General features: G+C 32.0%; 4 protein-coding genes. 2 read left to right on the top strand and 2 right to left on the bottom strand.

From position 1 onward, the window contains the following. Positions 1–37: 37 nt before the first annotated feature. Positions 38–4,519, bottom strand: coding sequence for a DarT ssDNA thymidine ADP-ribosyltransferase family protein (locus LUA91_RS19090; RefSeq protein WP_231427708.1), 4,482 nt, complete (start codon positions 4,517–4,519; stop codon positions 38–40). After that, entirely contained in the window at positions 4,512–8,168 is a 3,657-nt protein-coding gene (locus LUA91_RS19095) for a DEAD/DEAH box helicase (protein ID WP_231427709.1), read from the bottom strand. The genes LUA91_RS19090 and LUA91_RS19095 overlap by 8 nt, the downstream gene beginning before the upstream one ends. An 801-nt stretch (positions 8,169–8,969) precedes the next feature. Between LUA91_RS19095 and LUA91_RS19100 the strand changes: the two genes are divergently transcribed. Further along, positions 8,970–14,120 carry a DEAD/DEAH box helicase gene (locus LUA91_RS19100; protein WP_231427710.1) on the top strand — a complete coding sequence of 1,717 codons (5,151 nt, stop codon included), beginning with the start codon at positions 8,970–8,972 and terminating at the stop codon, positions 14,118–14,120. A gap of 2 nt (positions 14,121–14,122) precedes the next feature. Further along, positions 14,123–16,933 (top strand): helicase-related protein, encoded by a 2,811-nt coding sequence (locus tag LUA91_RS19105; RefSeq protein WP_231427711.1) that lies wholly within the window; start codon positions 14,123–14,125, stop codon positions 16,931–16,933. Position 16,934 lies beyond the last annotated feature (1 nt).

Consider the following 16,934-nt stretch of genomic DNA (forward strand, 5'->3'; position numbering starts at 1 on the left):
GCATAATTTATGAGGTAAAACCGAAAATAGAAGCGTGTCAATTCGCATACACAAACCAATTTCTGTTTGATTCATCTATAAAGTTTAATTGTAGGTTTTGCTTTACGTTTCCAAGAGAAATATTAGATTTAAAAATAATTTTGTCTTGGGTTGTTTTAGTTACATCTCCGAAAAGAATCTCTATTTTTTCTATATCAGATGTTCCGTTCAATACAAAATAACCCTCTCCGCTGAAATTAGTTGAAATGTGCAATTCAGAATCTTCTTCTTCAATTCTTACTCGTGGATTTTCATTGTTGTAATAACGTCTATCTACTACAATTTTTGAAAAAATATCTTTATGCTCATTTCCCAATAAATTCACAAGTAACCTTCTATCTGCTTCCGTAGGACAAACAATTTCAAAATCGTTTAACTCTTCATCTTTAAAAGAAAGTTCGTCTTTTACCAAAAACTCTTGTTGCGAATAGTTCATATAATTTTCTAAACCGTCACCTATGACAGAATATAAATATTGAAAATTAAACTTGTCAATCATTTGTTCAACAGCTTTAAATTTTGTTGCTCCTTTTTGCATATTACCGTTACTAACACAACATTTACTTTCATTTTTGTAAAGAACTTCTTTTAATGAAAAACGAAAGAAAATAGGTAGCGGACATTTTGGAAAACCTAGGTTTCGGGCTTTGTCAAAAAACTTGTCTGTTGTATTTTTTCCTAAAAATTCATTATAAAATTGCGTTGGTGTATTCGGTCTGAAATAAAAGCGTGCATAATCGTGAGCATCGTCTCTGCGGTGAACAACATTGCCTGCAGCATCGCTTTTTCTTGCTGCTGTATTTCGGCTTTGAATTTTTCTGGTTTTAATTATTTCTACAGCATTGTCAATATGTGCAAAGTGATAGATACTACCTTTCCAATGAGAGTACTGTTTATCAATTCTATCAACGAAATTTAAAATCGGGGAATTTTCAATTTCATCCTCTATATAGTTGCCTAAAAGTTCCTCAATTCGTTTGTTTTGTTTCAGCGAAGTCCAATTCCAAAACTGTTTAAAATCTTGAATACTTTTTTTTGTAAAATCCATATTGGTGTTTGATGAAATCAAATTCCAATCTAAATATTTTTTGAATTGGTTTAGAATTTGATTGTTCAATGTCAGTTTACTTGATTCACATATAAAATGCCAATTCCATTTGTCCGCAAAACGTTCAATGAAATCAATATCATCAAAATTGATTTTCGTATTTTTCGTAATGCTTTTCCAATGCCATTTATTTTCAAATTTGGCAAGTAGTTCTTTTGTCGGATCTAAACTCGAATGTTGCGATAAATGTGCCCAATCTAAATCAAAATCTTTAGTAAGCGTAAGAATTTCGATGGTTGGTAAAAATGTTTTGTGCCGTGAAACAGTTTTCCAATTCCAGTTTTTTTCTTTCGTTTTTTCAATAAATCCAAAGTCAAATTCAAGATTTAGATTTTCCGATAAATGAGCCCAATCCCAATCTTTTTCTAACAATTGTAAAAGCATTACATTGGTAATGTCTATCTTTTTCCGCTTAGAAATGGCTTTCCAATACCAATTTTTGTCTTTAAGTTCAAGAATGAGTTCATTTGAAATGTCTGCCTTTTCATTTGCAGATAAACTTTGCCAATCCCAATTTCTGTCTTTGGTTGAAAGAATAAAATTGCTATCAATATTGATGTCTAAACGTTTAGATAAAGTCTCAAAGTTTATTTTAGGAAATTGTTTGGCAACTTGTTCTAAATACTTTTCATTGTCCTTTTTTTGCCTTGTTAGAAACCCGCCAAACTCGGTTAAATACTCCCAATCCCAATTTTCGTCTTTATACTTTTGTAATAGAAGCCTGTTGTAATTAATATTTCTATTTTGAGTTAAAATTTGCCAATCCCAGTTGTCAATAAATTTTTTTAAATAATGGTCAATGTTGTTAAACCACTCTTTACCATTATTCCAATTACTTGGATTAAATTTCTTCTGAATGGCATTGCTTTCAGATAAAATAGACCAATTTATTTTTTGTCGGAATTTGTTAAGAGTAGAAATGTCTGTCGGGAAATATTTATTATTTGCAATGAAATCCCAATCCCATTCAAAAACTTGGAAGTCGTTCGTTGTCTCAACAATTGGAAACAATAATTCAAATGGAATTTTAGCCGTTATGTCTCTCCATATATCTTTTCGTATTTCGGGTTGTACGATCGACAAACAAGCTGCAATTCTTGGAAGTTGCTTATCCATTACAAGCTCGTTTTCCACGCTGAATACTTCTTTTATTAAAAATTTCCAATCAATGAAACGAGCAAAATCTTCTAAATTATCAAGAATAGTTTCTTTGTCAAGTTTACGGGATGCTATTTTCCAGTCCCATTTTTCAAATAAAACATCATCATCAAAGCTGTCAATGATTGCGTCTTCATCAATGTTTTCTGTAATAAAAGTCCAATCCCAAGGGAAATGATTATTTGCAATAATGTAGTCTTGTTGTTCCTTCCGTGTTAGAGATTTCCAAAATTCAATTTGCTTTTCGTTGTCTAACGTATCGTGAAATGCTTCTAAGTTTTTGTTCCAAAATGAAATATCAAAAGTTGAATTAGATAGGATTTCGTTCCAAACCAAATTCCCTGAAAATGAAAAATTGCCTACAAAAGCACCCTCAATAAATGTCGTGTTGTCAATCAGATTCTTGTTTTTTGACATACCTAGCCAATTCCAGGCAAAATCTGGGAATTCTTCGATTAGATGGTAATCTGAAATATGTTGGCTTACATTTAAAAATCCTTTGTCTGACGTAATGCGTCTATTATACTTTTCAAAAATTAATTTATTCCATTCAAAATTATCGTTCGTATCAAAACCTTGTATGTAGATTTTTGTTTCCCATTGTATTAGATTTTGTTCCTCAAAAAAGTCAATTAGGTCTAATGTCCAAAGGTATTTTTGATGTGCAATTACAAAATTGTCAGGCAAATACTTTTTTAAATGGGCTTTAAACGATTCGTCTTTCAAACAATGGGCTGTAATTTCTTTGTTGTTGAAAAAACGATTTAATACTATATGCCAATCTAATTTGCTTGCAAGTCCTGAAATGTTTTTATATAAAAAATTAAGATTAATTTCTTCCGAAATAAATTTCCAATTCCATTCTTTTGAAATTAGTATTTCAAGTCTATCTCGGTATTTGATAAACGTATTTTTAAAAATTTCATTTTTGCTTACCGTTATAACATAAAAATCCCAAGAAAAATCTTCAATGTGTTCCTCTATAAAATTATCAGGAAGATTTTTTGACAAATAATTCCAATCCCAATCACGGTGTTTAAGTTCTAAATTAAAAAGTATCGATGTTACAAGTTCACTTTCTTTTTGCGAAAGTTCTTCAAAATCCCAGTCATAATGCTCAATATTTTCTTTGATAAATTTATCATCAAATCTTTCTGTTAGTATAGTCCAATTCCAATATTCAGCATATCGTTGTATAACCAATTTAATTTTTTCAATTGGTGCATTGAGGGAAATGGCGCTCCAAATACTTCCATCTCCGTATTTATGGAACAGTTCAAAAACAGTTTTATCACTCCAGTCAACTTTTTGACTTTCTGCTAGTTCTTTCCAATTCCATAAGTCAATGTATGTTTCAATATCTTGTGCATTAATAGAGCTTTTATCTGATAGAATATGATGATACATCGCTTTGCGTATCAATTCGCTTTTTAATTTCTCATTTTCGGGCAAATTTATTAACGTTTCAATCTGAGGTTTATCAATGCCTGATTTGTAAAATGAAAACTTTAAAACGTTATCAAATATATTAATGTCACACTGCAAGGTAATTGGTTTGTAACTGATATCCAGATGATTTTCAATAACTTTAACGACTTCGGTTTTATAATTTATTTCCGAACCATTTACAACAACATCGATAACCTGAGTTTTGTGATTGAATTTCGGGTTTTCTATTAAGTCAACAATTTCACCTAAGTAAATATCGTTTTCGAAAAGTTGAAATTGAATTTTTTGTTTCAATTCAAGATCATCGAATGTTTTTTTTGTCGTTTCTCTTTCGTGAGATAATCTATTTTCTAAATCAAATACACTTTTGAATGAAAAATCAAAGTTTTCGCCATTAGCTGTTTGGTTTTCAAATACTTCGGCTGTTGCAAAATAGTATTTGTATTTCAACTTACTTTGTAAGGCTTCTTGTCCGAAATCTGTTAAATGAATTATTTCTTGATTTATCGTAATCAAGTTGTATTCAGTAAGATCTTTTAAGTAAATGTTCAAAATATCTCTTTCAGCCAAATCTTGTAGGTTGAAACCTAGCAGAATTCCTAATTCTGAAAAATTGATTTCATTTCCTTTTGCATTGATGATTGAACAAAAAATTTCATCAATTTGATTGATGTTAAACGCTTTTCTATATCGAATTTGGTAAGAAGTGGCTTTGACATACCATTCAAACGGAAATGATGCGTATGTTGTTTTAGTGCTACCCATTTTGTTCTACTTCGTTTTGTAATTCCTCTGCACTAATTATTTTTCCGTTTTGTTTAATAGTATCAAATACATTTTTGTAAATGTCTTTTCTGCAAAAGTGGTCACTATTTCCAACAACAATAAGCAATCGTCTCGCTCTCGACAAGGCAACATTTAAACGATTAGGTGATTCTGCAAAACCTAAACTTTCTTGTGATGGAAACCCTATGTCACCGTAAATTTCATCGGCTTGTTGCCCTTGAAAAGATGCAAGTTTGTTACTTCGTACCATTGAAACAATAAGTATGTTTCTTTCCATTCCTTGAAACCTATCCACTGTACTCAACCGAATTGGAACTTCATTATGGTTTTCCTTCAGCATTTTGTTGATGTAGTTAATTTGCTTCCCATAAAAACTGATAAGTCCAATTTGTTTTTCTTCTAGACTTTGGTTCGACAACCATTTGTCTAATTCACTTTTCCCTTCGCTGCTTTTTAGTACAGTCAGAATGTTGTCAATAGCTTCAATTTCTCCAAAATTTACCCTTGATGTTCCTTCCTTAATTTCGGGCGTGGTCACGTTTACCCAAATTGTATGTATTTCGGGAGTGATGATGTTTTTGAATTTTAATCCGTGATATCTTGAATTCCATTTACCAAATAAATTATGAAAAGTTTCTTCTAACGGTAAACCGCAATTCAAACCGCCGTCTTCTTTGTAAAATTGTGCAATTGCTTCATTGATTGCGGGGTGCATTCGGTATTGTGTATCAAAAGTTCCTTTTATGCTATTATCAATGTTTAAAAACAATCTTTCAAACTGTGATATTTCAAATTCTTTCTTCGAAAGTGTTTCGGCTAATTGCTTTTCACCTATTGAAATAAGTAAATCTTTAATTTCTTCTCCGTCAATCATTGGCGGTAATTGTCTGTGGTCACCCACGATAACAGATTTTTTACCATATAAAACTGGTAAAGCTAGCTCTGGTGGTGTTGCTTTGCTTGCTTCGTCCATAATTACAGTATCGAAACTTATTTCTACTCTATAGCAATGATTTTTTGCAGATTTATCTGAAAAACTTTTCTCGTAATCTTTTCTTTCAAATACGTTCAAATATGAGCGGAAAAAAGAAGTCCATTTGTTTTCTGAATTTAGTTTTCCGATAGAACTTCCCGTTGCACCAATCAGATTTACATATTCTAAATATTTATCCGCAAATAATTTTTTAGTTGCATCACTTGGGTTTTGCAAATGATTTTTCCATTTATCTAATGCTGAGTCTATTTCTTCATCCTCTTGATTTGAAATCCTATTTGTAATATTATTTACCCAATGTGAAACTGTATTGTTTTGTGTAGAGTTACCTTTCCGCCAATTATCAATGGCTTCTAATGAATAAAAATATCCTTCTGACTCTAAGTTTTTGGTATTTCCAAAACGAATAGGTTTTACTACATTATTCTCATTGTTTTTTAATCTGTCAATAGCATTATCTACAGCAAGGTTGGCTTCAGAAGTTAAAAGAATTTTTTGTTTTTGCTCCTTTCTGATGTGTTGCCAAATTATTTCGGCAATCGCAGTTGATTTACCCGTTCCCGGGGGGCCTTGTATCAAAGCCAATTCTTCGGCATAAAGCGATTTGAAAACAGCTTGTCTTTGTGATTCGTTTAGTGTTTTTGAAAAAAGATTATTTTCAAAATCCTGCCATTCTTCACTAGATCTGTTCAGTAAGTAATTTATATTTTCAATGGTTTTAGCTTTTGATGAATCATACAGAAATACTTTTGCATTATCGTTGGGCAATTTAGTTTTTTCATCGTCAAGTTTTAAAACTGTATCTTCTAATCGTTTTATTTTATCCTTGTCTCCTTTTAAATCTGGAAAAATGGCTTTTACCTTTTCTTCCGAAATGTTCTCTTTTACCTCTTCGAGCCTTTCTTCATCCGCTACAAAATACAAATCAGGGTAATCTACTTTTTGTAGTTTGCCTAAATAGAGTTTCTCTTTTAAGGTTCCAAAATAAAAATCCTCTCTCAAAAGTTTTGATAGCTTTTCTTCTTCCTGTTCAACTTTCAATTCAAAATTCTCTTCGCAAAGGTATTTTTCTTGAAACGTATCGTTTATCGTGTAGGTGAAAGCTTTTGAATCAATAAAATAATCATCTAACTGGTTGATTAACCGTGAAAGTGTTTCTGTTTTATTTCCTGTATGATAGAATTGACGAAATATTAATTTTTCCCCATTTGAAATTAATTTTGTGTTTAGGCTTGGAACTTCTCTTTTTAGATTAGCTTGCAAATCATGCAAGCCTGTTTCAAATTTGATGTTGAATTTGTATCTGTGATATTCGCCCCTGTCGTAAATATCAAAGAAAGAAAATGATTTTACGAAGTTTAATTTTTCAGTTAGTTCATCTTCAGTTTCAAAATCAAATGAAATGGTTCTGTGTGCTTGGCTTATCTGAAAATTATTTCCATGAATTTCGGTGAATAATCTGTTCCAAAATACATCTTCATCCCTTTCAAGTTCGTCAATACCTTTGTCCAGCTTTCTAAAATCAAAAGTATAATCAGTTGAATAGGAAAATTCAAAAGGATTGTCAGGAAAATACCATTCCAAAGAACGCTTTAATCGAAATGCTTCAAAATTCAAATTTGACTCTTGTGTTTCATAGAATTTACTGTCATAATCAAAATAGAGGCAGTTGCCCTGTGGTTTAGATAATGTGATTCCAATTTTTGATAATTTTTCAATCTTTTGTTTTAAAATTTCGGCATTTTGAAAAGTAAAAACCAAACGGTTTCCACGCTTAGTCAATCCAAAATGATTTTCAAATATTTCGTAAATGTTCTGATGTAATTCACCAACTACGGTTATCTTATTGTCTTTTTGAGATATTTCATTCTTTTTATAAAAAGAGGAGACAAGAAATGAAATCGATGGTTTTATTTGAAAAACTGCACCAGCTTTTTTATTGAAATTAAGTCCTTGAATTTGGATTGTTTTCTTCCATTCGTCTAAGGTTAAAAATATCTGTCCTGAATTTTTAAAGTGATAGCTTGTGGGAAGTTCACCAATTACGTTTTTCAATTCATCTTTGGTGTTGTTTTGTAGCCCTGTTATTTTGCCTTCAATAACAGGGTTTTCGTTAAAGTCAATGTAACAGATTTCAGCGAGTTCTTTTAGCTTTGCAAGTTTTTCAGTTGTAATATTGCCAGTATTTGCAACACTTGTCTGAATATATCCGCTATTAAAATCAAAGTCTTCGACTTTGAAAACTTGCTCAACTTCTTTCTTGAATACATGCTTGAATATTTCTTGGTCAACAGATAGATTTAATTTCAATCCATTAAGTTGAACTGATTTTGATGTGTCAATTCCAATCGGTTTAGATTTGTGTTCTAATATTTTTGATTGAGCGGTAATGTATTTTTTCCAAATGTCTTTATCACTAGTTTTTATTTCAGGTTTTAGTCTGTAACCCTTCGTGCCCTGATTTAATGGCTTCTCGGAGAATTCTTGTAATATTTTATTGTAAATATTCTCGTCGATTTTAGTTGTCGGCCTGTTTTCAATTTTAATTCCATTGTTATCCAAAAAATCAACAATTACTCGAATACTTATATTAAGTTCCTGTGCTACTTTAAATAAAATTTTTCCTATTGCCATTTTAAATTAGACTAATTGCGGTTGTTAATATAAAATTTTTCTATTCGTTATTTATTAAAGCTTGGAAATTTTACATCGGATTACGAACTGCAATCGAGATTAGTTACATGACAATATTTTTTATGATAAAAAGTAACTAATTGCAATTTAACATTCCAGCTGGTATTTAATTTTAATTTTTCAGGTTGAGTTAATTATAAAATACACACCTCACCTCCAAGGTGTAAAATCAAAAACCTAATACCTCCTAAATTTGCCTTTGTTACAGCACTGAAGCTGTGATTCAAATAAAGGCTTATGTTATCATCAATTTCTTGGCTGCAGTACTTGTCAGCCTTAGCCATTCTGGCCACTGGATATTATTCCGTCATTATTTTCATTTATCACAGAATGGGGAACTTTTCTATACTTTTTTGCAGAAAAAGAAATGCAGCTCAACCATCCCAATAGAGTGAGTTACATAAGAAATTGCTGATGAAATGATGGCGAACCTGGGCATCGAAGTATTTGATCATATTAGTATAGTCAATGAGTATTAAATTCTGTTGCAGTTGAAATGGGAGGATAAAGAGGGGGTTATATATACAGAGTTGTAGGATTACGGTTTCCAGTAAATTATTTTATTAATATTATGTATTCTTGTGCTTGCGTTACATTTTCTTTTAAATTACTACCAGAATTAATGAAGGGTTTTAAAGAAAATAATACACCCATTTTAGGGGTTTAATATGTCAAAAACTTATTTAGTCAAAAAAGAATTACTTTTATAACCACCTTAAAGAATAAAACCAACAATAATTAATGGACGCTTTTAAAACTCATTCGAAAGTAATTAGTAATTACAAAGATTACCTGCATTCATTTCTCTCTATTTCCGATGAAAGAATTAAAAATGAAGTTGATAAAATTATCATGGGAGAAGGTCTTATTCCCGAACCTTTAATTCAATTCAATCCATCATTTCAAAAGGGTGAAACTCTGAATGCGTTAATTGAACAAAATCTAATTAATTCAAACCTACCAAAAACATTTGGAGGTTATAGCTTGTACAAACATCAAATAGAGGCTATTAAGATTGGTATTCAAGATAAAGGATTTGTCGTTACTTCAGGTACAGGATCGGGAAAATCTTTAACATTTTTGGCTACAGTTTTTAATTATCTTTTCAATTTAGGATCCGAAAAAAAGAAAGGCATTAAGGCTATTTTGGTGTATCCCATGAATGCTTTAATAAATTCTCAAGAGGAAGAAATTAAAAAATATGCTGAAAACTTTGGGAATGATTTCCCTATTACATTTGGGAAGTACACTGGTCAAGAATCAGCGGAAGCCAGGGAAATTTTAAGAAAAAATGAACCTGATGTAATTTTAACCAATTACATGATGTTGGAACTTATCATGACACGACAATCTGAAAGTTGGCTAAGAAGTTCTTTAGAAGATAATTTACAGTTTTTGGTCTATGATGAACTTCATACGTACAGAGGTAGGCAAGGCGCTGATGTAAGCTACCTCAACAGACGAATTCAAGCCAATTGTAAAAATGATATTATTTGTATTGGTACATCTGCAACAATGGCATCTGATGGAAGTCCTGACAATAAAAAACGGGAAGTCGCCAAAGTTGCCGCTAAGATTTTCGGGAAAAGCTTTCATGCGGAACAAATTGTTGGTGAATACCTTGAAACATGCACCGAGGGAATAAATCCTTCTGCGTTTGAATTAGCTGAATCTCTCAAAAAAGGAATAGATCATAATTGGGATGAAGTCGTTTATATCAAACATTCTATAACCAATTGGCTTGAAATTAATATTGCCTTAAAAGACAATCACGGTGTGCTCGAAAGAGGAAAATCATTATCAATTAAGAAAATTGCTCAAATACTTAAAGATATAACCTCTTTAGCATTTGATGAAATTGAATTGACTATTATCAACGTATTAAAATGGACAGAAAAATTAAACGAGGAAAATAGATTAAGGAATACTCGAAAAAGCTTTCTGCCATTTAGATTTCATCAGTTCATTTCTCAAACTAGTTCTGTATCAGTAACATTAGAACCTAGGAATTCGAGAACAATAACTATAAAATCCGGTAGGTACATAAAAGATAAAAGCGGTCAGGATAAAATGCTATATCCAATTTTGTTTAGTAGATATTCTGGTGTTGAATTTATTTGTGTCGAAAAAGATATTATTCAAAATAAGTTGAATCCAGTTAATCCTGATAGAGAATTTAAGAATCTAACAAATACCGACTTCAAAAAGCGAAAAGGTAATATTTCTGAAGATGATTTTAAATTTGGGTATATTGTTTTAGATGATGGAGAAGATTATTGGAATGAAGACCCTCTAAGTTATATTCCAAATGAATGGTTAAATAACAATGGTTTAAGCATCCAACCTTATTATGAATGGTTGATGCCAGCGCCAATATATTTTGATGCTTTTGGGAATTATTCGTTAGAACCAAAATACCCAACTAAAGGATATTTTATAGCTGCTAAATTAAGAATTGATCCAACTGCTGGAGTAATTTATGAAGATAGTAAGACTAGTGAGTTTACAAAACTAACACGTTTAGGTAGCGAAGGGCGTAGTACGGCTACAACTGTTATATCATATTCGGTAATTGATACATTATTTGAACAAAATGAAAAAACTCAAAATCAGAAATTATTAAGCTTTACTGATAATCGGCAAGATGCTTCCTTACAAGCAGGACACTTCAATGATTTTTTATCCTCAATAAAATTAAGAGCTGGACTTTATAAGGCTTTACAAAATAATCTAAGCGGAATCAATGTGCATGAGATTGCCGAACGTGTATTTGATGAGTTGAAATTAAGGGAAGATTCATTCGCATCTTATCCGTCCCAAGACCCTGATTTTCCTGATGAAGAAAACAGTAAAGCTATTAAGGAATATATTTTATATCGTATTTTCCAAGACTTAAAACGTGGATGGCGATATACTATTCCTAATTTAGAACAAACGGCATTACTAAAAGTTGAATATAAAGAATTAGAGAAATTGTCTCAATTTGATGATAAGTTCAGTGGCATTTACTTTTTTGATAATATTAACCCTAATAGCAGAAAAGAAATTTTATTTCAGGTACTCAATTTCTTTAGAACCAACTATTCGCTAGATCATCGATTGTTAAAAAATAGACAGGAAACCGAAGCTTTCCTAAAGAATAAACTTGATGATAGAAAGCTTTGGTCATTAGATAAAAATGAAGATATAGATACACCAAGTCATTTAGTTAGTGTAGTACCTAAACAAAGGGTGAAAGGAAAATTTTTCGCATCAATGGGTTCGCGTTCAGGTATTGGAAAATACTTGAAACGCAAAATGGAAGATGCCGGGGTTGATACTTTAAATCAAGAAGATTTTAAAGAATTTATCGAGACTCTATGTGATTTATTAACAAGAACGAATTTCTTAGCTAAAGAAGAATTCTTGGGCGGAATTGTGAAAGGATACCAATTAAGAACTGATAAAATTATTTGGCTACCTGGTGATGAAAAAACAGTACAAAAAGATGAAACACGCTTAAACACGTTTAGAGATATTAAATTAATTCCCAATAGTTATTTTAAGAAGCTATATAAAGTTGACTTTTCAAAATATGACAAAGAAATCATAGGAAAAGAGCATACTGGTCAATTAGCCAATCAAGACAGGATAACTAGAGAAGAGCAGTTTAGAGAAGGTAAAATATCTACACTTTTCTGTTCTCCTACTATGGAATTAGGGATTGATATAGCTAATTTGAACATTGTTCATATGAGAAATGTTCCTCCTAATCCTGCAAACTATGCACAGCGTAGTGGTCGTGCAGGGCGTAGTGGACAAACAGCAGTGGTTTTTACTTATTGTTCAGCAATGTCGCCACATGATCAGAACTATTTTAAAGCTGCTGAAACCATGGTTTCTGGAACTGTTGTTCCGCCTCGAATTGATCTACTTAACGAAGATTTGTTATCAACACATTTCAATTCTTTTATGTTAATGAATCTCGAAATTAGTGACTTGCAAACTTCCGTAGCAGATATATTAGACCTTTCAATTGAAAGAAAAGTAAAAGTAAAACAATCAGTTATCGACAACATCAACAATGCTATAGATTTAAATAAAATTTATTATAAACAAAATTTTCTCAAAGTGGTGAAATCCATTGAAGGAGATTTAGAAAATGCATATTGGTTTTCTGATAGTTGGATTGATGTTAAAATAAATTCATTCTCTCATAATTTTGAAGCAGCTTTCGCTAGATGGATCGCATTATTCCTAAACGCTTGTAATTTAAGAGATAAAGCGCAATTGGTAATTGACAATCATATAATCAAATCGGATAGTCCTGAAAAAAATGAAGCAAAAAGGCAAGAAGCAGTTGCTCGTAAACAAATTTCTTTACTGAAAAACGATGGAAAAGGTTCTTTCTCTAATGATTCTGAATTTTATGTATTTCGGTATTTAGCAGCTGAAGGTTTTTTACCGGGTTATAATTTTACACGCTTACCTATTCGAACATTTTTAGGCTATAGCTTTAAAGGCGAGGGCGAATACGTATCAAGACCAAGAAGCTTAGCATTGCGAGAATTCGGCCCTGGTAATATTGTTTACCACAATGGTAATAAATATAGGATAAATCGAATGTCTGTATTGGATACAGATAACAGTCAACGCAAAATTAAAATTTCAAAAGAAACGGGATATGCATATTTGGATGATGATGCATCAATTGCTAATGTTGATCCTATTACAAAAAATCCTTTGCGGGGTGATAATATGGAATTAAATACCAATTTGATTGAATTATCTGAAAGTGAGGGAATACCAGTAGAAAGAATATCTTGTATTGAGGAAGAACGCTCTGGTTCTAAATATGAAGTTAGCGAATATTTCCGTTATGCGAAAGGTCTAGAGCATACCAAATCTCTGATAATTGCTAAGAACGGACAAAAGTTATTAAATTTAATTTATGATCAGGCAACTGAATTGATTAAGCTAAATCGGAAAATGCGCCGTTCTCAGGAAGAAGGTTTTAGGATAAACAAAACAAATGGGGTTTGGATAAAAGAAAAGGATTTAGAAAAACCTGAAATTGCCGAAAATTCTAGAGAGGTAATGATATTTGCGAGGGATACTGCAGATACATTATATATTCAACCGCTATCAAATTTAGAATTGACAGCAGAACAAACTATTTCGTTAAGTTTTGCATTAAAAAGAGGGATTGAAAAATTATTTCAAGTTGAAGAAAATGAAATTGGTGTAAGTGTTTTGGGAAATCCTGAAAAACCTAATATTTTATTGTATGAAGCTTCAGAAGGGAGTTTAGGGATTTTATCTCAACTCATTGAAGAGCCCCAAACCTTGCGTCTATTATTTGAAGAAAGTTACCGCTACATGCACTTTGACCCTGAGACTAGAGAAGAAACCGAAAGGGGAAAACAATTACCAAAAGCATCCTATGAAGATTTACTCTCTTATTACAACCAGATACACCATGAGGTATTAGACCGTCATAGTATCAAAGAACCATTGGAAAGATTAATGGATTGTGAGTTTTCAGTAGTTCAAAATAATAATGATCGCGAAAAACAATACCAATATCTTTTAGAAAATTATGATAAGAATAGTAACACTGAATTAAAGTTACTTCGTTTTTTATATCAAAATAACTACGTTCTGCCCAGTAAAGCACAAGTAAATATTCAAGAGTTTTACATTAGTGCTGATTTTGTATTAAATACTAATAATGGACCAGTTTTGATTTTCTGTGATGGTAATGTTCATGATTTAGAACGAGTTCAAGAGTCTGATAAGGAAAAAAGAAGATTACTGAAAGATGCAGGGTATGATATTCTTGAATGGCATCATAGTGAACTTTTAGAAGATTTAGTAATTCGTAGAAAAGATATTTTAAGAAAGTTAAAATAAAGATGATTTCAAATCAAACTTACAAGCCAGGAACATTAATTAAATATCGTAGTCGAGATTGGATGGTTTTACCCTCCGATGATGCTGAAATCTTAAGTATCAGACCACTTGGTGGATCTGAAGAAGAAACTACAGGTGTATATATTCCTTTGGCGTTAGGGAAAGAAAAAATTCAATATGCTGAATTCCCAGAACCTAAACCGAATGAAATTGGTTCTTTCGAATCGGCTAAACTCCTCTTTGACGCTTCAAGATTGTCTTTTCGGAATGCTGCTGGTCCTTTTCGTTGTATGGGTAAGTTATCTTTTCGTCCACGTTCCTACCAATTAGTGCCATTAGTTATGGCATTAAAGCATGATGTAGTTAGATTAATGATTGCTGATGATGTTGGAATTGGGAAAACTGTGGAAGCACTTATTATTTTGAAAGAATTAATTGAGCGTGGTGAGATAAAGCGTTTTGCTGTAATCTGTCCTCCCCATCTTTGTGAGCAATGGCAATTAGAAATTAAAGGCAAATTAGATATTGATTCTGAAATTATACGTTCAAGTACTGCGGCACAATTAGATAGAAAAATCCCTGATGATCAATCAGTTTTCCACCACATACCATATCAAGTAATTTCGATAGATTATATTAAAGCAGATAAAAGAAGAGGGACTTTTATTAATGATAGTCCTGATTTTATTATTATTGATGAAGCACATACTTGTGCATTGCCTGAGGGTTCGAAATCCAAGACACAGCAACAGCGATATAATTTATTACACGATCTTGCAGAAAAAACAAATAAACATTTATTGCTGCTTACAGCTACACCACATAGCGGTAAAGATGATGAGTTTAGATCTCTATTAGGTTTATTAAAGAAAGATTTCAACAAAATTAATTTTGAAAATCTTGAACAATCTGATCGAAAGAAAATTGCCAAACATTTTATTCAACGCAAACGGGAAAACATAAAACGTTGGTTAAATGAGGAAACCTTATTTCCAGAACGTGATGCAAGAGAAGTTGGATATGGTTTGTCATTACAGTACCAATTATTTTACCAAAGTTTGGTCAAATTTGCCAGGGGTATTTCTTCATTTGAAAATGATGATGACAAAACACGTTTATTGCGCTCTTGGGCAGCTATTGCTTTAATTAAAGGTGCTATGTCTAGTCCTGCAATGGCGACAGAAATGTTAGAACGAAGAAAAGATAAGTTGTCAAAATTAGATGAAGTAAACGAACCGTCCTTAGAAAATACATTATTTGAGGAATACGAATTCAGTGGTGATTTTAATCGCCAAGATTTGTTGGATTCAATTTCTTATAAACAAAATGAGCTTTCTGAATTAAAAGAATTACAACAACAAGCTATTGAACTAAAAGGGAGTCCAGAAGATTACAAAACTAAGGCAGCCATAAAAATCATTAAAGATTGGGTAAAAGAAGACTTTTCTCCAATAGTATTTTGCCATTATATTGCTACAGCTCATTACGTAGCTGATATTTTGCGTCATGAATTACCGAAAAATATTCATGTCGAGGCCATTACTTCTGAATTAGCCGATGAACAGCGTAAAGAGCGTATTGAAATCATGGGCAAAAAGGAGCGGAAAGTTCTTGTTGCTACAGATTGCTTAAGTGAGGGAATTAATCTACAGGAATATTTCACTGCAGTCTTACATTATGATTTGCCTTGGAATCCAAATAGAATTGAGCAAAGAGAAGGACGTGTGGATAGATATGGCCAAACTGCACCAATAATTAAAACTTACATTTTGTATGGTGAAGATAACCCTATGGATACTTTTGTTTTAGAAGTGTTAATCAAAAAAGTAAACGAAATAAAGAAATCAACCGGGGTTTCAATTCCTATTGGAGAAAATAGTAAATCCATAATGACTGAAGCCGCCAGACGAATACTTTTTCAGGAACAGTCAGGTTTTCAACAAGAGTTATTTAAAGACACTAAAGAAACCGTTACTAATGAATTAGAACTAGCCAGAAGGAAGGGCGAAAACTTAAGGTCTATTTTTGCTCATGAAGGCATAGATCCAGAGTTAATAAAGAAAGATTTAGAAGAGGTTGATGAAGCTATAGGAGATGTAGAAACAGTAGAGAACTTTGTTAGAGGTGCTGTGGATATGCTTGGAGGTTCTTGTAATTCAGATAATCTTGCTGGTTTTGATTTGCAACCCGCAAATTTGCCACCACATATTAAAAGAATTTTTAATGCAGAAACAATTGTTAAAATCAGTTTCGCTTCGCCAACACCAAAAGGTTATGTGTACATAGGTAGAAATCATTCATTTGTTGAGCAATTGTGCCAATTTCTTTTAGCAATTGCATTTGAAGAAAACCCTGAATATGGTCGTTTAGCTAGAGTGTGTGAAATCCAAACCAATGAAGTTAAGTCTAAAACAACTTTAGTAATGTTTAGAGTTAGAAACGTTATCAAGGAAGTAAATTCAAAACGAGAATCTGTTGCCGAAGAAATGTATTTATGGGGCTACACTACAAGTAATGGAAACATTAAAACTCTAGAATTTAAAGAAACTAAAAAATTATTAATGGAAGCTATTCCATTAAGTAATCTTTCATTAGAACGACAGGTTATTGATATTGGCCAAGAACTGGATTATTTTAAAAAAATGAAACCCCAGTTTATGGAACTAGCTGCAGAACGAGCCGAAAAATTAGTAGAAGCACATGGGAGATTCAAAGAATTAATAGGAGGTAGAAGATATGAAAAAGCGACACCAGTTTTACCACCTGACGTAATGGGAGTTTATGTTTTAATTCCTCAACCCAAAGCATTATAAA

The organism is Pedobacter sp. Leaf250 (assembly GCF_920984735.1).
Lineage (GTDB): Bacteria > Bacteroidota > Bacteroidia > Sphingobacteriales > Sphingobacteriaceae > Pedobacter.

What these genes read in the sequence shown, in the direction of transcription:
- LUA91_RS19105 (WP_231427711.1), top strand. Translation starts at nt 14,123, where the DNA reads ATGATTTCAAATCAAACTTACAAGCCAGGAACATTAATTAAATATCGT.
- LUA91_RS19090 (WP_231427708.1), bottom strand. Translation starts at nt 4,519, where the DNA reads ATGGGTAGCACTAAAACAACATACGCATCATTTCCGTTTGAATGGTAT.
- LUA91_RS19095 (WP_231427709.1), bottom strand. Translation starts at nt 8,168, where the DNA reads ATGGCAATAGGAAAAATTTTATTTAAAGTAGCACAGGAACTTAATATA.
- LUA91_RS19100 (WP_231427710.1), top strand. Translation starts at nt 8,970, where the DNA reads ATGGACGCTTTTAAAACTCATTCGAAAGTAATTAGTAATTACAAAGAT.